17 protein-coding genes and 2 pseudogenes are annotated in these 19790 nt (G+C 35.9%); 7 read left to right on the forward strand and 12 right to left on the reverse strand.

Annotation, left to right across the window (positions count from 1 at the left end):
• Positions 1-269: 269 nt before the first annotated feature.
• From radC to MWH06_00500, 3 genes are all read left to right on the forward strand, one after another.
• Complete coding sequence (gene radC / locus MWH06_00490) at positions 270-929, forward strand: DNA repair protein RadC (GenBank protein UPA55190.1); 660 nt, start codon at positions 270-272, stop codon at positions 927-929.
• 102 nt (positions 930-1031) lie between these two features.
• Positions 1032-1367, forward strand: a complete 336-nt coding sequence (locus MWH06_00495) for a helix-turn-helix domain-containing protein (protein UPA55191.1) — start codon at positions 1032-1034, stop codon at positions 1365-1367.
• Position 1368: 1 nt separating this feature from the next.
• Positions 1369-1731: a helix-turn-helix domain-containing protein gene (locus MWH06_00500; GenBank protein UPA55192.1), complete on the forward strand. Its 363-nt coding sequence runs from the start codon at positions 1369-1371 to the stop codon at positions 1729-1731.
• 180 nt (positions 1732-1911) lie between these two features.
• Here the strand turns inward: MWH06_00500 and MWH06_00505 are convergent, their stop codons facing one another.
• The 5 genes and pseudogenes from MWH06_00505 to MWH06_00525 form a co-directional block, all read right to left on the reverse strand.
• Entirely contained in the window at positions 1912-2109 is a 198-nt protein-coding gene (locus tag MWH06_00505) for a hypothetical protein (GenBank protein ID UPA55193.1), read from the reverse strand.
• A pseudogene (locus MWH06_00510) lies at positions 2106-3427 on the reverse strand (IS110 family transposase). Before MWH06_00510 ends, MWH06_00505 begins: the two are co-directional and overlap by 4 nt.
• A gap of 1061 nt (positions 3428-4488) precedes the next feature.
• Positions 4489-6321 carry an ATP-dependent zinc metalloprotease FtsH gene (ftsH, locus tag MWH06_00515; protein ID UPA55194.1) on the reverse strand — a complete coding sequence of 611 codons (1833 nt, stop codon included), beginning with the start codon at positions 6319-6321 and terminating at the stop codon, positions 4489-4491.
• A 12-nt stretch (positions 6322-6333) separates the two neighbouring features.
• Positions 6334-7625, reverse strand: a pseudogene (gene tilS / locus MWH06_00520) (tRNA lysidine(34) synthetase TilS).
• Between the two features lie 142 nt (positions 7626-7767).
• Positions 7768-8214 carry an OmpA family protein gene (locus tag MWH06_00525; GenBank protein UPA55195.1) on the reverse strand — a complete coding sequence of 149 codons (447 nt, stop codon included), beginning with the start codon at positions 8212-8214 and terminating at the stop codon, positions 7768-7770.
• A 309-nt stretch (positions 8215-8523) separates the two neighbouring features.
• Here MWH06_00525 and MWH06_00530 point away from each other — a divergent pair, with 309 nt between their 5' ends.
• The 4 genes from MWH06_00530 (at position 8524) to MWH06_00545 (ending at position 13130) form a co-directional block, all read left to right on the forward strand.
• Positions 8524-9939 carry a carboxypeptidase gene (locus MWH06_00530; protein ID UPA55196.1) on the forward strand — a complete coding sequence of 472 codons (1416 nt, stop codon included), beginning with the start codon at positions 8524-8526 and terminating at the stop codon, positions 9937-9939.
• Positions 9940-9962: 23 nt separating this feature from the next.
• The gene (locus MWH06_00535; GenBank protein ID UPA55197.1) at positions 9963-11039 is read left to right on the forward strand and encodes a rod shape-determining protein; all 1077 of its coding nucleotides are present in this window, start codon (positions 9963-9965) and stop codon (positions 11037-11039) included.
• Positions 11040-11346: 307 nt separating this feature from the next.
• On the forward strand, positions 11347-12459 hold the full coding sequence (gene mnmA / locus MWH06_00540; protein UPA55198.1) for a tRNA 2-thiouridine(34) synthase MnmA: 1113 nt from the start codon (positions 11347-11349) through the stop codon (positions 12457-12459).
• A gap of 44 nt (positions 12460-12503) precedes the next feature.
• Positions 12504-13130 (forward strand): hypothetical protein, encoded by a 627-nt coding sequence (locus MWH06_00545; protein ID UPA55199.1) that lies wholly within the window; start codon positions 12504-12506, stop codon positions 13128-13130.
• 86 nt (positions 13131-13216) lie between these two features.
• Here MWH06_00545 and MWH06_00550 read toward each other — a convergent pair whose 3' ends face one another.
• The 7 genes from MWH06_00550 to der form a co-directional block, all read right to left on the reverse strand.
• On the reverse strand, positions 13217-13975 hold the full coding sequence (locus MWH06_00550) for a hypothetical protein (GenBank protein ID UPA55200.1): 759 nt from the start codon (positions 13973-13975) through the stop codon (positions 13217-13219).
• 139 nt (positions 13976-14114) lie between these two features.
• On the reverse strand, positions 14115-15185 hold the full coding sequence (locus MWH06_00555) for a reverse transcriptase domain-containing protein (GenBank protein ID UPA55201.1): 1071 nt from the start codon (positions 15183-15185) through the stop codon (positions 14115-14117).
• Between the two features lie 510 nt (positions 15186-15695).
• A complete protein-coding gene (locus tag MWH06_00560; protein ID UPA55202.1) occupies positions 15696-16664 on the reverse strand; it encodes a reverse transcriptase N-terminal domain-containing protein in 969 nt (322 codons plus the stop codon).
• 403 nt (positions 16665-17067) lie between these two features.
• Positions 17068-17259, reverse strand: a complete 192-nt coding sequence (locus MWH06_00565) for a hypothetical protein (protein ID UPA55203.1) — start codon at positions 17257-17259, stop codon at positions 17068-17070.
• A gap of 170 nt (positions 17260-17429) precedes the next feature.
• Positions 17430-17972, reverse strand: a complete 543-nt coding sequence (locus MWH06_00570) for a demethoxyubiquinone hydroxylase family protein (protein UPA55204.1) — start codon at positions 17970-17972, stop codon at positions 17430-17432.
• Positions 17947-18390, reverse strand: a complete 444-nt coding sequence (locus MWH06_00575) for a disulfide bond formation protein B (GenBank protein UPA55707.1) — start codon at positions 18388-18390, stop codon at positions 17947-17949. Before MWH06_00575 ends, MWH06_00570 begins: the two co-directional genes overlap by 26 nt.
• A 74-nt stretch (positions 18391-18464) precedes the next feature.
• The gene (gene der / locus MWH06_00580) at positions 18465-19790 is read right to left on the reverse strand and encodes a ribosome biogenesis GTPase Der (GenBank protein UPA55205.1); all 1326 of its coding nucleotides are present in this window, start codon (positions 19788-19790) and stop codon (positions 18465-18467) included.

Below are 19790 nucleotides of genomic sequence, written 5' to 3' on the forward strand. Positions count from 1 at the left end.
GCTGTAGCCTTTATTTCATCACTTCTTTAATATATTGTATTAACAATTTTATATAATATATTATGATTGCAAATATAAATACCGTTGCGCTTCAGGGAATTAGCACAGTAAATGTCAATGCACAAATTCATATGGCAAATGGTATTCCAGCTTTTAAAGCAACAAGGACAACATTGCAAATTTAGAGTTCAAGAGGGTTATTCCTCGAGAACTACTGCGTCAGAAAGCTGGCGTTGAATTTGTATATAATGTTGATCTTGGAGGTTTTTATGAATAATAGTGAGAGAAAAGAGAAATTAGAAACTCGTATTCTAACAAGTAGAGGGAGATCTTTGCTTGACCATGAGCTACTGGAACGTAATCTATCTGCGTGTACAGAAGGAAGAGAAGTGGCCAAAAGGCTAATGGAGCTCTTTAGTAGTTTAGGAAGGGTAATTAATGCTGATTTTCATGAGCTAAAAAATGTTACAGGAATAAACGATAGAGCAATAGCAAATATCTTTTGCCTGAAAGAGATTTTCGATAGGATATTGAAAGGTAAGTTGAAAAAGCTGTCGATTCTTGATAATAGAGAAGAGCTACTAAAATACTTTAAAGCAGCAATAGGGCAGTCACGAAAGGAAAGCTTACGAGTGGCATACTTAGATCGAAGTGGTCATTTAATATATGAGTACATTCAAGACTGTGGAACTATAGACAGAGTACCTCTGTATGTGAGGGAAATAATAAAACAGGGATTACTGATTGATGCAGCATCTGTTGCAATTTTACATAATCATCCAAGCGGAGATATAGAACCATCAAAGGAGGATGAGAATAACACACTCACATTAGCTGCAACTTGTGAAAATGTAGGGATGAAATTGATAGATCATATAATTGTCACACAGAAGAGCCACTTTAGTTTTTATGACAGTGGCTTATTGTAATCTGTAGACCAGAAGGAAAGTTCTCCAACTTTCCTTCTTTTTTTCACTTTATAAATTAAAAAATTCAATATAAGCTTGAACAGCTAAAATTAGTAATGAAAGGTGGAATTAGGCAAAAAAATAAAAGAGCTTAGGTTATACTGTGGTTTGACACAAACTGAATTAGGAAAAAGAATAGGTGTTTCATATAGACAGATACAAAGGTACGAAAATGGTTCAAATTGCATTTTAGCTAGTAGACTATATGACTTAGCAAAAGCCCTATCGATTAATGTTGCTGATTTTTTTACTGATGTGCATTACGACTCACATGAAGCTTATGATGAGGAGATATTAAAATTAGTCAAAGGATACAATGAAATTAAGAGCAAAAGGTTACGTAGTGTAGTTTATATATTGGTAAAATCTTTTTCTCAAAGTATATTATCTGATACGTAAAATGACCATACAACATCCTATCGATAAGCAAATAGGTGAAAGAATAAGGAAGAGAAGGTTAATGTGTGGTTTTAGCCAAAGAGACTTAGGAAAAAAGCTTGGAATTTCATTTCAGCATATACAAGGATATGAAACTGGAGAGGTAAGGCTTATAGTTGATAGGCTATATAAGTTAGCAGAAGCACTGTCCGTTGATATGTCATATTTTTTTACCAAAGCCTCTGAAGACTTGCATGATAAGGCCTTCCGTAGCGATGTGGGCAGCGAAGAAATATCAAGATTAGTAAGAGAATATAGAAAAATTAAAGATGAAACATTGCGTGATATTGTGCATTCAGTGATAAAGGCTCTTGCTAACAAATAGTACAAATTTTAAAGTTCAGGTATTTTTTATAATATAAAACACTTCTACAAGCAATACTAATTAAAGTAAATTATTTATGGTAAATTGGATTAAGTTTTAAAAACTACTTTACTTTGTAATAGTTAACCATTTATTTCTGATATACAAGTAGCTATGTGAAACATAGCCACTTGTCTCCAATCAAGAACGTCCTACGGATGTCGTTTTGTTATCTTTTAATTTATTCACCCAAGAAAAGGTCTCACTACTTTTAGAATTTTGGTCGCCCCACCTTCCACATCTAGTAAAACAGCCTTTTTCTACTGCTTCTTTAACAGACATTCCACTAAATAAACAACCCTTTCCTACGATTTCTCCTATTTCTCCTAAGAAACTCACTCAACTAACTCTTCTTGTTGAACTAATATGTAGCCAAATTCGCTCGCTTTTTTGATCAAATTTTTTACAGTTCTATCTTTATAGCGTGTTTCATAGTATTCCATTCCTTTTTCTACATATTCCTGTCCGTATTTGAGCATACTATAAAATATGCATGCCATTTTTCTTGCAGTAGCTGTTATTGCTTTTGGTGCTCCTAGTCGTTTTTTCAATCTTCTGTAGTATGCACCCAACGCACTTTTACTATTTCCTACAGAATGAGCAGCTATTCGCAAAGCATTTGCAGCACGGTTAATGACTTTACGTGTTCTTGTGTTAAACACTTTTTCCCCTGTAACTTTATTAGCAGGACTGAGTCCCAACCACGATGAAAAGTGCTTTTCTGTTGGCCATTTACTATGGTTTATACCAACTTCTGAAATTATGGTTTGTATACTTAATACATCAAATCCAGGAATTTTAGTGAAATCCATACCAGTTATTCGGTGCAGTTCCTCATACAAAGCAAAGCTTGGCTTACTTTTGCTATTTTTATTCTTTTGCTTACTTAGCTGTTTGCTTTCACAAGACTTTGTTTCAAACGTTTTATAATAGGCTTCAATATTTCTATCACATTCTGCTATTTTTTCTTGATAAATATTATATAGTTCAAATTCTTGCTTTAGCGTGAATAAGTGTTCCTCTCTATAGTCACCAGCTAACGCTTTTGCAATAGTAGACTGATCATTTTTCATTCGCACGTCCCTGAATTCTGCCAATTTTTCAGAATCTCTTTCGCCTTCAATTATAGTTTCAATGATTTTCATACCAGTTATCCCAGTAATATGACTAATAACCTTGTGTAATTGTATATTCATTTGAATTAATGCCTTCTGCATACGCAGAATATGTGTAGATGCACTTTCAGTGAGATTTTTGCGTTGCCGCACGTAACTGCGCAATACACACATCTGATTATCTGGCCTAAACGATCCATGAAGCAGTCCGTAGCTATGCAGTTGTTGGAGCCATTGGCAATCTTGAACGTCAGACTTCCTACCAGGTACATTCTTTACATGCCGTGCATTTTACCTCGAATTTGTATGACTCAAGTATTTGAAATAAAGGAATCCAATATACTCCTGTTGATTCCATAGCTACTGTTGTAACTTTACACTTTTTCAACCACTGTGCTAAGTTATGAAGGTCTTCAGTAAAGCAGCCAAATTTCTGAACGCGTTCTTCCTTCAGGTACACACACATAGTGTACAGCTGAACCAATGTCTATTCCTGCTGCATTAGGATTCACTATTTCTAATTTACTTTTTGCTTTTTTCATGGTAACCCCTACATATAATTTGTAATAGGGAAACGCTTCAGCTTGGAACGGTTGATAGTACAATCTCCTAACCGAGGTAGTCTAAATGACTCCATCAATGATTTGACCGTTCCTTCCAAAGCCATGCTTGCATACGGGCACTTAGGCACCATTGAAAATGTCGGTCATAACTGCAAAGGCGCTCCCTGTACAACTATACTTGAAAACTACTAAAAACTTAAATTTGTGTGTTTCTTTCTGATTTGACAGATTTCGTCTGTTCGATGCTTGCATAACCCAAACTAAGTAGAAAAAGGTACGTCATACCGCGATTTATTCCATAGCTGCACGAACATTCATTTTTAAAGGTAAACTGTACAGCGAATAGTGTCATCTAAGTAGCCCCCTTTTTTTGTCATCCGAGTAGCTGACACTGGAATGACAGCAATCCTACGTCATACCGCGATTCATTCGCGGTATCTCCTTAGCACAGATCCCGCTAACACGTAGCGGGATGACGATTGTCGTTTAGTCATAAATATTTAAAAAATTTACCAAACGAAAAAAAGGCAAAAGAAACCCCGTTGGTGGTTGGCTATTTACTATGTACTAAAATATCGGCGTTTTTTTATTCTAAAACGCTTGATTAAGAGCGATTTAGCTGCTTTTAACTTGCAACTAACCTACACCGCAAGTGTTTAAGAAATTTACTAAGCAGGAAAAAAGGCAAAGAAACCCTAGGGTAGCTAGTATTCAAATTCTCCCTTGTCAATTTGACGTTTTTTGCTGTCTTAAACGCTTTGTAAGCGCGTTTCGGCTTATATAGGTAAAAACCTAGAAATTTTTAAAGACATGCGATGCACGTAGTGCGAAAAATTAAACATGAGACGCCAAATATCCTAAGTTTTTTGTCATTAACCTGCACAGATTGCGAAGATAAATAAATAGCTTCACTTCCATGATAAGGGGGCTGGCGGAGTTTATCAAGGAATTTTAGCCCCGTTTCTGTGAGTCAGATAGCTACCTGATGACGCCATTACTGCAACTAAAAACTTTCATTTGGCAGTTAAACAAGGCCAAATTTAATAGAGAGAGGATTTTTTTATTTTCTCATTCTTCTCATTTTCCTCTCTAACAATTTTTTTTCCGCTTAATATGTCCTTTATTTCATCTCCTGTTAAAGTTTCAAACTCCAGTAGATTTTCGGCAATGAGATCTAAGCCTTTCTTATGCTTGGTCAAAATGTCTTTCGCTTTTTCATAGCAAGAAGACACAACTTTCTTCACTTCTTCATCTATAAGTTTTAACGTATCTTCAGAAATCATGTCAGAACCATGCATGGTTTGTTCGCGATTGTGATAGATCGGACCTATTTTGTCGCTCATTCCCCATTTTGTTACCATAGAACGTGATAAATCTGATGCTAGTTTTATATCTGAAGATGCGCCGCTTGTGACTTTATCATAGCCAAAAATTAGCTCTTCTGCCACACGTCCACCCATTGCAACAGTTATATCTGCTAGCATCTTTTCTCTTGTGAGGGACACTCTATCTGTTTCTGGTAGTCTCATAACTAAACCGAGTGCCCTACCGCGTGGAATAATTGTTGCCTTGTGTATAGGATCAGAAGCAGGCATATTAACAGCAATCACCGCATGACCAGCTTCATGGTATGCAGTCAGTCTCTTTTCTTCTTCTGTCATAATGAGAGATCGCCTTTCCACACCCATCATCACTTTATCACGTGCATATTCGAAATCATCCATGGTAACAATCTTCTTGTTTCTTCTTGCAGCAATAAGCGCAGATTCGTTCACTAAATTTGCTAAATCAGCCCCTGAAAAACCAGGTGTTCCTCTTGCAACTGTTTTCACATTTACATCAGGGGCCATTGATATTTTCTTTATATGCGTATTTAATATTTTCTCGCGCCCATTTATATCGGGTAAAGAAATAGTAATCTGCCGGTCAAAACGACCAGGCCTAAGCAGTGCTGGATCTAAGACATCCGGACGGTTAGTCGCAGCAATTATTATTACGCCCTCATTAGACTCAAAGCCATCCATCTCAACTAATAACTGATTTAATGTTTGTTCTCTTTCGTCATTACCACCACCAAGACCAATGCCACGATGTCTACCCACCGCATCTATCTCATCTATAAAAATTATACAAGGAGCATTTTTCTTGCCTTGATCAAACATATCACGAACACGGCTCGCACCAACACCAACAAACATCTCAACAAAATCAGATCCAGAAATGCTAAAGAATGGTACATTAGCTTCTCCTGCAATTGCACGAGCAAGTAAAGTTTTACCAGTTCCAGGAGAGCCAATTAAAAGGCACCCTTTTGGTATTTTTCCACCTAATATTTGAAATTTTTGCCTTTGTTTAAGGAAATCAACGATTTCTACTAGCTCTTCTTTTGCTTCATCAATTCCGGCAACATCATCAAATGTTACTTTTTTTCCACTAGTCATGAGTCTAGCCCTTGACTTGCCAAAGCTTATAGTTCTGTTGCCTCCCGCTTGTGTTTGTTTAAAAAAGAATAGCAAAAAGCCAATAAAGATAAATGTTGGGACCCATGAGATAAGTAATCCACCAATTATGTTCATGGCAGAATCTCCAGTTGAAAAGGAGAATCTCACTTTTCTATCATGTAAATTTTTTATTAGATCGCTATATATAACACCGCTTGAGTTGAAACTTGAACCATCCCTAAACTTGCCCTCAATGCTCTGGTTTTTTATGACAATATTTTCTACATCATTGTCTTCTAGTTTAGTTAAAAATTCCGAAAAAGGTATAGTTGTTTTACTTTTACCTACATTTCCGCTGAACTGAATATAAGCAACTGAAATAAGAACAATAATTACTAACCAGATCAATAAGCCTTCTAAAAATTTTTTCATTTTTATTTCTAACTAAACACTAATCAAGCTTACCAAATTTTGTTTTATTGTGCTATTAATAATGCATTGAACCTTATCGTCATTGGTATTTTTTCCGTTATAATTTACATCAGGATAAGCAAGCACCTTTCCATCTTTTTGTACTGTAGGCAAAGAGTAGAAAACTTCAGGGCAGCAGTTGTAATCCTTCAGAAATTCAGGAACTTTTTGTGTTTTTTTTAATGGAGCGATGATAACTGAACACTCTTGATTTCCGAGTATTGTGCAGCCAAATCTGTTATCCCATTGAGTAAGTTCATTTAAAGGTAGGTTTACGGTAATTTCTTGTATCTTTGACGATTCTCTAATTATTAAGATATTTTCTCCATATTTTCTTATTTTGCACCCAGAAAGTGTACAGTTAACATTACTATCCTTTTGCAATATTTTATTAAATATTACGATAAGGCTGTTGTACCTTGGTTTATAATGTTTGCTGGCAATTGCCATTATAGAGTAAAGAAGAAGCCTCAAGGCTATTTCCTCTGGCAATTGATAAAATTCACTTAGTTTAATTTCAATATAACCAAGATCATGAACATTAACACAGTCATTAAATGCAAGGCGTGTGTAGTGCATCAACGCTTTTGCAGCTCTTTTCATATGAAGGGCTGTGAGGCATATTCGCTCTGTTAAAATCTCTTGATTGTCACTTGCTTTAAGTAAGCTACGGTATAAAGTTCGCCTGTATTTTAAGTTATAGTTGCTTCTATCTTCGATCCATTTTAACCGGTGAAGCTTAGCGTACTTTTCTATTTCACTACGACTAAAATTTAACAACGGCCTAAATATATAAATACCATTTAAGAAAGATTTGTAATCCATTGATGATAATCCATCTACGCCACTACCTCGCTCCAATCTTAATAAGAACGTTTCTGCTTGATCATCTTTGTGATGAGCAACGAGCAAACATTTAACATTATTGTTTTTACACCACTCTGCTAGTAACTTATATCGTGCTTTTCGTGCCTGTAACTGAATATTACCTTCAATATTTTGCTTCTCCCAATTTAATATGAACGATTCCTTTGCTCCAAGTTCTTTTGCATAACTTATAACAAAATCAGCTTCTTTTTGAGACTCTGAACGTAACCCATGATTTACTGTTAATGCTATAGGAAGTGAAAGCTTGTTTTTTTTGCCCAGTTAGTCATTAAGTGCAGTAAGACTATACTATCTACACCACCTGATACTGCAACTGCGATTTGGTTATGGAAAGCAAAGCTATTAGCTATATTTTGAAATAATAACTCTAATTTCATTATGTTTCTTGATGGCCAGATAGTCTCTACGTCATACAGCGACTTATTTGTGGTATATATAGATCCCGCTAACAAGCAGCGGAATTGCTCTCTTTTGTCATCCCAGTGCTTGACACTGGGATCCAGGCTTTAATGCAAGAAACTACTTCTTTATTCCAGAAAATGAAAATTCCACTCTACGATTTTTAGCATGCTCTTTTTCATATTTAGAATTTCTAGAATCATCTTTTACATTAACCAAAGGCTCAGTTTCACCCTTAGAAGCAGTTTTTATTCTGTTTTCTATGTAGGGTGTACAACTAACCATAAATTTTTTAGCTGCATCTGCCCTTCTAGCGCCTAGCGCAAGATTATATTCATGAGAACCACGGTTGTCAGTATGACCAGTTAAAGTAACCTTCGCGTCAGGGTTATCTTGTAACACCTCCATTACGTCAAGTAATGCATCTGCACTTACTTCAGTAATACTAGATTCATCATAACCAAAGAAAACTCTTTTATCACCTATCTGCTTAACAACAGAATTCATTTTATTTGTTGTATTTGCTCCTTTTTTTGGCAAGAACTTACACCAGTAAGTAGTAAACAAAAACAGCACATTATAACCAGTCTACTCCACATTACTAAACCTCCATAAATTTTAAAATAGTGCGTAACTTTAATTTCAGCACCTAATATCTCCCCATATTGTAATATAGTCAAGAGAAATAAAATACTAAATACTTTTTCTACAACCTTACAATTAATTTTCTTATAATATGCTGGACTCTGAGTAGAAAAATCCAATAAAGGAATAAAAAGTACAATTTTTTATTGTACTTTAAGCAAATATACTTTTAACTTTATTATTAATCTATTACGATATTAAACAGATGTTTTCTAAAACAATGAACAAATTATGAAATCTTATAAGTTTTTAGAGGAAGTATTATATAGGGTAAAGAATATCGAAAATACGCTAAAAGTACTCAACCAAAGCCAATTAAATATTGAGGACAAAGTTGAACAAATGAGTCTTCTAGAAGAAATCAGACATGAAATTATCTCTCATGACGCAATAAAGGAATCATTAGCAGATGCTCTTGGCAACAAAAAAAGTGCAAATACTCAGCAGCTAAAGTTAATAGAGAGAATACATAAAAGCAACAGTGCTGTTCCTATTGATTTAGTAAAGTCTTTATCCAAAGCTAAGGTTGAATGTCAAAATTTATGGAAACTATCTCATTCTGAAACCAGTAACTTAGAAAAACTAAAAGAACGTTTTACTGATTTAATCACACTCATTCGCGAAGTAGCTTCTATAAAATCGCAGCAATTAAAATGCTCGAAATACGACTCACTGCTTGCTGACTATGACTCTGATATCACAGAAAAGAATATAAAGGAAGTATTCCCCAAGGTAGGCAAATTTTTTAGCGAAAATGTGGGTGAAATAATTGAAAAGCAGAAAAAGGATAAGGTTACTAATATACAAAGAGTTGCTACTCAGAAGCAGATTGAACTTGGCTCGTTATGTTTACAGCAAATGGGTATTGCACTAAATGAGATTCGTACTTCTTATTACTACCCTATAGATTATGATGAATCTGATTTTTGTTATGGTTTATTTTCACTTTTACGGCATAGTGGTTATGCGATTTATCAAAAATGTTTAGCGCAAAATTCTATAAGTAGTCCAATTACGAGACATGTTATGTATGAAACTCAAGGGTTATTCATGGAAAGGATGATTGGAACATCCAGAGAATTTATTGAGTTCATTCAACCACACATAAAAGAGAAATTTGCTATAAAAGGCAAAACTAATAGCAGTGTTAAAAATTTGCACTTGGTTTTCAATGAAATAAACCTTTCCTCTTCTTCTTTAAAGAACGCAGATGAATTTAGTCTGTTAGCTCATATTATGTTGAGAACTAGGTTAGAACAGGATATAATAAATGGTACATTGGAAGTTAAGGATCTGCATGATGCGTGGTTGGAAGGTATGAAGCACTATAAAATTCCAGTAAAAGCTAAAAATGAGCTAAACACTTATTTTCAAGATGAATATTGGGCAAGCGGTGTTATGGGCTACTTTCCTATAAAAATTATTGCTTTAATTGCTGCTGTGCAGATTTTCTCTTTCGTTAAAAAGAATCATTACGAATCATTAAGTGCTATAATAAAAGGAGATTTTAGTTTACTTATCAGTTGGTTATCTCAAAATGTATACAGTGCAAAGTGTGGCCTGGAACTGCTAAAAAAAGTAACAGGTAAGGGTTTAGACGTTGAGTGCGTTACTTACTACTTATCTGAAAAGTATAATTTGTCTTAATAAATGGTTTTCTTGAGTTATGTATGAATTTTGTTCGAAAATTAACCGGAAAGTTTTATAGCCTTTTTACTTTCAAAGGTTTGTTTGCTAGCGATATTGCTATAGACCTTGGTACTGCAAACACTTTAGTTTATCAGAAAAATCAGGGAATAGTGCTTGATGAGCCTTCAGTTGTAGCAAGAGTAAAAGAAAAAGGAAGCTACGTTCCTTATGCTTTTGGTAAAAAAGCTAAAATGATGCTTGGAAAAACGCCTGGAGAAATAGAGGCAATAAGGCCCTTAAAGGATGGAGTTATTGCTGATTTTAAAAGTGCGGAAGAAATGCTAAAATATTTCATACGCAGTGCAAACACAAAATTCACTGTTAATAAACCTAATATTATCATATGCGTTCCATCTGGATCCACGCCAGTTGAAAGGCGTGCTATACAAGATGCAGCAGAAAGTGCTGGTGCAAATGAAGTATTTTTGATTGAAGAACCAATGGCTGCAGCAATCGGAGCTGGGCTCCCGGTTACTGAACCTGAGGGTTCTATGATCGTTGATATAGGAGGCGGTACAACTGAAGTTGCAATTATTTCTTTAGGCGGAATTGTTTATTCACGTTCTGCCAGAGTAGGTGGCGATATTATGGATGAAGCAATAAAATCGTACATCCGTGAAAATCATAAGTTATTAATCGGTGAAACAACTGCTGAAAAAATTAAGAAAAACGTAGGTTCAGCCAGTCTGCCAGGTGAAAATAACAAAGAGGGAATGATAATTAAAGGCAGGGATTTAGTGAGTGGCATGCCAAAAGAAATGCTTTTGTCAGAATATCAAGTTGCAGAGAGTTTAATAGAGCCTGTACATCAGATAATTTCTGCTATTAGGACTGCACTGGAGAGCACTCCACCTGAACTTTCTTCTGATATAGTCGATAGAGGAATAATTTTATCCGGTGGTGGTGGATTATTGCGTAACTTGGGCAAAGTTATCAGTGAAACAACAAAACTACCAGTTCGTGTTGCAGATGACCCACTTTGTTGTGTTGCCTTGGGTAGTGGAAAAGTGCTTGAAAACATGGATTATTTTGGCCATGTTTTATTCAAGCAAGATTAAATTGTTTTTGAAGGTAGTTTATCGAATTGTTTTGATGGAATTATGTAATATAAATGAGATCCCAGTATCACGCACCAAGTAATTTGAAGGCAACTTCCAGCAGGAAAGGGTATCATCCAAGTAGCTGACACTGGAACTTGATTACAAATAAATATGTTGTTTTAATGAATTTGTGTAATAGAAACTAGATTCTAGTGTCAGCTACTTTCATGACATCATCTACTATGTAAATTGCCCCCAAATCAAAACGTTTGCACAGTTGTATGTTGGAATGACACAAGATTTGCGTTTATCAATTAAGGCAATTATGCTAAAAGAATTTAAAATTGAACCTCTGCTAAAAGATAAAGCTCCGCACCAGACCAAGGCTATTGTTGCAATGTCCGGGGGAGTTGATAGCTCCGTTGCTGCAGCACTGCTATATAACTTTGGGTACCAGGTGATAGGTGTAACTCTTCAACTCTATGGCACCGACGGTAATGCTAACGCAAGAAAAGGTGCATGTTGTGCTGGACAGGATATTTACGACGCTAAGCGCGTGGCTGAAAGTGTTGGCTTTCCTCACTATATTTTAAACTACGAAGAAATATTCAAAAAGGAAGTAATAGAGGATTTTGCAAGTACCTATATGCGTGGGGAAACTCCCATACCATGCGTAAGATGTAACCAAACGGTAAAATTTCGTGATCTATTGCAAGTTACAAAAAATCTTGGTGCAGATGTGCTCGTAACAGGACATTACGTGAGAAGATTAGAAAAAAATGGTGAGGTAAAGTTGTGCAGAAGCATTGATAAAAGTAAAGATCAAAGCTATTTTCTATTTGCTACAACAAAGGAGCAGTTGAAGCTTTTGCGATTTCCACTAGGTGGGTTCCATAAAAGTGATATAAGAAAATTAGCAAAGTATTTCAGCTTACAAATCTCTGAAAAGCCAGACAGTCAAGATATATGCTTCGTTTCTCAAAGCTATAGTAAGACAATAGCGAAATTAGCTCCACAGTCTGTACGGAAAGGTAAAATAGTAGATATTAATGGAAAAGTGTTAGGTGAACACAGTGGCATAGTAAATTTTACAGTAGGGCAGAGAAAGGGCTTGGGTATCGCACACAATGAACCTCTCTATGTAGTAAGAATCAATACAGAAAATAATGAGGTTGTAGTAGGTCCGATCAACGCATTAATGCAAAAAAAAATATTGATCAAAGAGTTAAATTGGTTAGAACAACCAAAAGAAGGCATGGAAGTCACTGTGAAGCTGAGATCATCACATGCGGGAAGTTTAGCAACAATACATTCAATTGACGAAAAAAATAAAGCCTGTGTTATTTTAAACGACGATTACTTTGGCATCAGTCCTGGTCAAGCTTGTGTGGCATATAAAGGTGAACAAGTTATCGGTGGAGGGTGGATATGTTCTTAACTAAAAGCTTTTACACTATAAAGTAGGATATTATAGGTTTTGCAATGGTAAAAGAAATTGAAGAGCTGATAAAAATTGTTGGTAAGGGTAATTTGCTTGAAGCATTGTTCATATGTATGGGCAGCTTTCAACATGATGGTGCACGTGATGATTGTAGTATAGATCGTAGAAATCACCTTGGAATATCTATATTTGCAAAAAAAAGCAGGGAAGAACATCTAGATCACTATCTCAATCTCAAATTTAGTCTACAAGGTTTGCTTTTAATTTATAACAAAGCTTATGTACTTCTTAGCAAAGACAGGGAACTCAGCGTTAAAGAAGTTATAGACGAAATTTATAAAGTTATTAAAAAATCTGAGTTAAAAAAAGACTTGGGTGAAATGGCAGATGATAAAAAGTTAGATACATTTAATACCTTGATCAACCCTAGAGGAGAAAAGGTATTGAAAACAGAAAAAGATTTTGAGGATCAAATAATTAAAGATGTTAAGGATGTACTTGAGACAAGTAATATAAAAGATCCTGACTTATATAATAAAGTAATTGATTATTACTATTCTATACATCAAATAAATGTAAATAAAAACATTACATTATTATTTTCTAGTGTAAAGATGTTCCAGCATTTATTTAGTACTGAGAATGATCAAACAGTAAGTGTTATCTAAGTGGAGAAAGTCACCTCTCCCCACTCGACTGCAGAACCGTACGTGACAGGTTACCGTCATACGGCTCCTCTGCAATTTGGTGCTTGTCATGCACACTTTCTGTGTAAATTATCATGGCAATGTCCATGTAACAAAGATAAGTTTTTGGTTATATTGTTTTTCTTATTTTGGTCTTTGTGATGTACTTCCAAAATATCATCATTTTTAAACCAAAGTTGACAATAATCACACTTACCTTGTTGTAACTTCAATAAATTTGTTACTCTTGTTGGCTTATCTGGTACTCTCTTCAGACGATTACTCCAGTATACCCAATCACCATCATATGGTGTCTTGGTTCCTTTCACCTTGGTATGCCGTTTAATAACGTAATCTCCATGTCTGGTAAGATTTACTCCATTACTTGTCATAAATCGCCAATTATCGTTACCATACTTTTTAAAGTATTTTTCCTTGATCCAGCGGTTTCCTTTGTTATGGTGTTTATATACTGCCCATTTCCAAAGTTTTCCAAACATAATGTGATCTAACAAACTAAATATCTTACATGATACTACTGAAGTGTAATATTGACACCATCCTTTAATAATTGGGTTAATGTGTTTTATTACTGCTCCCTGCGATTCACCACGCAATTTCTTCAGTTTGTGTTTGATGACCCATGTATGCTGTTTCACGGATTCGCGACTTGGCATAATTATTGTTTTATAGCTTCTCTTACCACGATTTACTGGATATTGTCTTACCGTAAACCCCAGAAAGTCAAAACCTGGCTTTTCTCCCTTTAGAGTATGAGTTATCTTGTTTTTGATGGCTTTAGCTCTAGACCTATGGTTTTTAACCATTCTTCAACCAGAACTTTCGCCTTAAGAATAATTTCTTCACTCTCATGTATGATGACAAGGAGAGTAGACCGGCGGAGCTTCCCCACCAGTCTCTCGCAGAACTGTACGGAAACCTCTCGGTTTATACAGCTCCCATTATTTAGTCTTTTGATCCTAACCCAAGTGTCCAGTGATAGAAAATATTTGGAGACCTCTTTCTCACTTTTCCTAGAAATTGCTTTGCTAGCCTTCCGTGATCTCGAAGTTTCTTATACTTGGTTCTGACCCATCTTATGAGGTATCTCTCTATATTTCTGAGAGATGGATACATCTCTGATTTATAAAACCTGCCATAGTACTGAAACCAGCCTCTGACTATTGGATCTATTCTCTTCGATATTTCCTCTAATGTGGTCCACGTGACCCGATGTATTCTCCATGACTTTATGGTTTTCTTGATCTTCTTTTTGGCTTTGTTACAAATTGCTGGTAGAAATGAGACAAAATAATTCCTCATCTTATTCTTTGCTATTCTAGGTCTGAAAGTATAGCCTAGAAAATCAAAGCTTTGTATGGGATATTCTTCTTTTCTGTCGTCGTCCTTTGCATGGTGCATAAATATGTTTGAGATGATTGGACTTATTGAACCTCCTTGCGGAACTCCTTTATCCCTAGCTACCTTGTTGCCATCTGCTTGCTGAATCGGGACTTTCATCCACCTTTCAACATACAATATGACCCATTTGCAGTCTGTGTGTTTCTTGATAGCCTGCAGTGCTAAATCGTGGTCCAGATTGTCAAAAAATCCAGATATATCAAGATCTATTGTCCAATCATTTTTCCAACATCTCTTCCGTGCTGTATATACCGCATCCAATGCAGACTTATTTGGTCTATAACCATATGAATCCTTATGAAATATCGGCTCTACTAACGGTTCAAGATACATTGTAGCTGCTGTTTGCGCTATCCTATCTGATACTGAAGGAACACATAAAGTTCTTTGTCCTCCTCCTGTACCTTTCGGTATTGCAACAGCTTTTACTGGCTCTGGAAAATAACTTCCGGATGACATCCGATTCCATAGTTTGTATAGATTATCTTTTAGATTTTCTTCAAACTTTGTTATCGTAACCTCGTCTACACCAGCCGCTCCTTTATTCTTCGATACTTGTTTATAAGCTCTCCAAACAAGTTGCTTCGGCATATCAAAAGACTTTGTTTTATTCATTAACTCCTCCCTTTCGGTTGATAAATAATTAAAACTAAATAACTCAGCTCCTTCGCTCCATTTCCATTACAGAAACTTCTTCACTACTACGAGCTGATCCGCCCCTGTTTTTCGCATCGGTACTCTCATCCTCAGAGATCGGCTCTTTGGACTTCTCCCTTATCATCAAAACGACAGGTTCCCGTAGTTCCATGCAGTAGCCTAAAATAGATTCACGCCACTTTTATGCCGGACGCCACCTACCCAGTAAACAAGCTCCTGGTAGATTTATCCCAGGTTAACGACTACCCCCTGGTTTTGACGTCGTCCCTACGCTTTCGACACCTCATCAGTGGTTCACTTACGTTCGTCTCTCTATTTCATACATGACACATAATTGTGCCTTTTCCATAACGCTCACTACCTTAGCTCTTTACTAAAGCAGCTTATGGCTGTTTGAAGCCTGCTCTTGCAAACCGGCTCCGAGGGGCCCTCCCTCATCTACTGCAAGCTTCAACACTTCCCGTGTCTCTACGGCGCACAATCATCTGCGTAAAAGATTACGCTTATTGATTGTTTTACCTCTTCATACGATCCCTGACCACGCTTCTTTTTCATAAATTGAAAAAGTTCATTTGTTAATGCTTGTTTGACATATTGTTCTAATCCATATAATGCAACACATGCAAGTAACGGTGATATCGTTCCTCCTTGTATAGTGCCACGTTTTGTGGGTTTAAACTTTCCATCTTCCATAACACCTGCCTTCAACCATCCTCTTATTATCTTTCTAAAAGTTGGTGTGGTATTGAGTTTCTTTAGCAAGGCGTTTTGGTCAATTTGGTCAAAGCATCCGGAAATATCAGCATCTAATATAAATGCTGTCTTACCTCCAAGAGCTATGAATATAGCCTCTATTGCATCATGACATGATCTACCAGGTCTAAAACCATATGTGTTTGGCTCAAATTTTGCCTCCCACTCTGGTTCTATCGCCATTTTCATAAGTGTTTCTTTTGCTCTCTCTGAAATAGTAGGTATGCCTAACGGCCTTTTCTCAGTTTTCCCAGGTTTTGGAATCCAAATACGTCTTGATGGTTTAGCTTTCTCTCTTATATCCAAAGAATATGCTAATTGCAATCTTTCTTCTTGATTAAGATTAGCCTTTCCATCAATACCTGCTGTCTTCTTTCCTCTGTTATCCTGAGTTACCTTTCTAACAGCTAGCAATTTTGCACTCATTGAGTTAAGTAATAATCTTTGAAGTTTATGTACCTTCTTGATATCATCACACTTTGCAGCTTGGTAAATTCGCTTTTGTAACTTGAATACAAATTTCTCTAACTTACGCCAAGGAATTGTACGCCATTTATACCTAACATTTTGTTGGTCTATAACATATTTATTACTATTCACAACTTTACCTTCCAAACTACAGTGTTTACGTCTGCATATCCCAAATATTACTTCGGGCATTAGCTTCTTAAACAATCCTTCCACATAGAAGCATTCGGTTGGCTACCTTCTTGATTATCCTTTAAATAAAGAATAATAAGAGCTTCCATGTGGTTACTCCGTTCCATGGTTTCGTTTCACGTTAAACTTAGGTTCTTACTATTTGCCGGAAGCTGAAAACATCCATAATCAAGCATCAAAACCTTGATTCTTCTTGTGCTTCATACCATTTTGGTCCATGCGTATCAACCTTATTTCGCATATTGATATTGACGACAATTCAAACATAAGTTCCTCTCGTAACCATATCTAACTCTGTTTGCAGGGATTTACCATAAAGGTTAGGTATTACCTGCTTTTGTCTCATGCTTGCATCCCAGAGGTTGCCATTCTCCAAGATGTGAGACATACATTATCCCCGATGTCTAGGGAAGATGGAATTTAACCATCACAAAACCACGACTATTCGGATCGCACTAAGATGTATAGTCCCAGAGTGTGATGGTATGATAAAATGATCCTTATCGAAAGCGTAAGATGTGAAAGGTAAGTTAATTCTTTCTTCGTTATTTATTTTGACAGCTACGAGCTTACTTCTACCATCACAAGCAGTATCTCCTGGTTCTAAATTGAAACGCACTTTTGCCTCCTTTGCGGTCTATACTTTAAATGTGGTTAGTTTACAAACACTAATTATTGATTAATAATGGTGATATGAAAATATAGTTATAAAATAATTGTTACACTTGAATTTCTTCCTGATTTCTGTTGTCATCAGAACATTTAAAACACTTTAAGAAAGCTGCTTAGTTAAATTAACTTGGATAAGCAAATAGCAGCTTTGCAGCCTGTTTTTATGAATGAAGATAGAATGTTGTAGCCAAATGCGCTTTCAGCATTGTGCTGAATTGCAATATCTCTGTGTTCTAGCTCCTCATCGCGAAATTTACTTATAGTTTCTCTTAATTCCCCATCTTCTAAATGTGAAACTTGCTCTTTGTAGTGCTCTCCTATAACTTCTTCAACTGCAGCAGTGCAAGCCATAGCAGCTTTTTTGCCCATAATGGCAGTTGCAACGCCAAGTGACACTCCTAAAACACGCCAAACTGGCAACAAAACAGTAGGACGAACTTTTTGCTTTTTGATTTTCTCATTAAAATAGTGAAAATGCTTTTTTTCCTGCTCTTCCATTTCAATTATTTCATTGATTATAGAAGATTTTTTAAGAATAAATTTTTGACCAGAATAAATGCAAATAGCTCCATATTCTCCAGCATGATTTACTCTAATTGCTTGTTGCAAGAACCGATTGTTGCTGTACCTTAAATTATTTAGATTTCTTTCTTTCTCCACAATACACCTTACCTGATACGAACAGAGCTACTATGAGATAAATTAAATTCCATGTTGCTAAAGAAACACCTAGAACATAATGAGGTCTGTCACAAGATGGAGAGTAATTAGGGTTTAGTAGATTATTTCTGAGCTCTTCTATACTAACGTTACCACTTGCTTGCTCTGTGCATCCTAAAATGTCATGAAATAAGTGGAGTTCAAGGCCTACATGATAAAAAGATATTACTGCACCTATGAGGTAGCTGCAAAACATTGCATAGATTAGAATTTTGTTGTCTTTAAGCATGCATACTACTGCAAGTAACCCTGCAACATAGTAAACTACCTGCTCGTATGTACATAACTTGCATGGCAGCATGTTGAAAAAATATTCTAGCACATATGCAAAAATTAGAGCAAAAGCACTTGATAGCAGAAAGATTGTAGGAATTCTGGAGTTATTACACACGACTTTAAGTAAATTATCCCTGAGAGTATAAAGCAGAGTATTCATTTTGCATAGGGATTTTTATTTTTTTTCAAAAGTAATCTGACTGGCACGCCTTCAGCAAAGAAATTTTTTCTAAGGTCATTAATTAAATAGCGTTTGTAACTTTCATCAACACTTTCAGGTATGTTACATATCAAAGAAAAAGCTGGAGGTTTAGTACCAATTTGAGCGATATACTTCATTTTAACTGCTTTGCCTTTTACAAGCGGGTGAGAGTGCCTATCTAAAGCATCAATTAGCCACTTATTCAGTTTTGCAGTGCTGACTTTCTTGTTCAAAGATTCACTCACTTCAAGACACTTATCTATCACATCGCCGCAGCGCATGCCTTTCAATGCAGAAATTGTTACAATTGGCACTTCCAAGAATAACCGAGTTACTTCCTGTTGTTTGACAAATTTTATTAACTTACTTCTGTCATCCTTACCTATTAAATCCCACTTATTTAAAACAACAATAATCCCTTTCCCTCCCTTAATTGCAGCTTCACCAATTGATAAATCCTGCTGCTCAATACCAACTAGGGAGTCTAGCATTAAAACTACCACATGAGAGCGCTTGATTGATTCTAAGCTTTTTTCAACAAATCTTGATTCTAAGTTATCTATAACATTCGCCTTTCTGCGGATTCCTGCAGTATCAATGAGAGTAATTAGCTCCCCATTATGATCATATACAATATCTACAGAATCACGTGTGGTGCCTGGCTCTGAACTTGTTATTAGTCTGTTTTCTGTAAGTAGGCTGTTTAAAAAAGTTGATTTTCCGACATTTGGGCGACCGATGATTGCAATTCTAAGTTTACTGGACTCACTACCCAATAGATCAGTGTTTTCGTTCGAATTTTCAATAACACCAGCTAATACATCATAAAGATCAACCATACCAAGATTATGTTCGGCAGAGATATACACCGGGCCAAGAAAATCAAAAAACTGCAAATAATCAACACTTTCGGATTTATGACTCTCGCATTTATTTGCTATGAGGATTACAGGTTTATTCATTTTTCTCTTTAGCCACTTTGCAAATTCTTTGTTTCGCTCATTTTGCACTTTTGCATCAATAAGAAAGAAAATGATGTTTGAATTGGATAGAGAAAATTCTATTTGTTCAATAACTTGTAGTGAAAAATTAGTTTGGTCGTTCCATCCTCCTGTATCTATAACTTTAAACTCCAAATCGCTAATTCTCCCTATTCCCTCACGTCTATCCCTTGTCACTCCTGGAATATTACTTACCACCGCTGCTTTTCTTCCTACCAATCTATTAAAAAGGGTCGATTTTCCAGCATTTGGTAGGCCTACTATGGCGATTTTTAGCAT

It is taken from the genome of Wolbachia pipientis, assembly GCA_023052945.1.
In the GTDB taxonomy this organism is placed as follows: Bacteria; Pseudomonadota; Alphaproteobacteria; order Rickettsiales; family Anaplasmataceae; genus Wolbachia.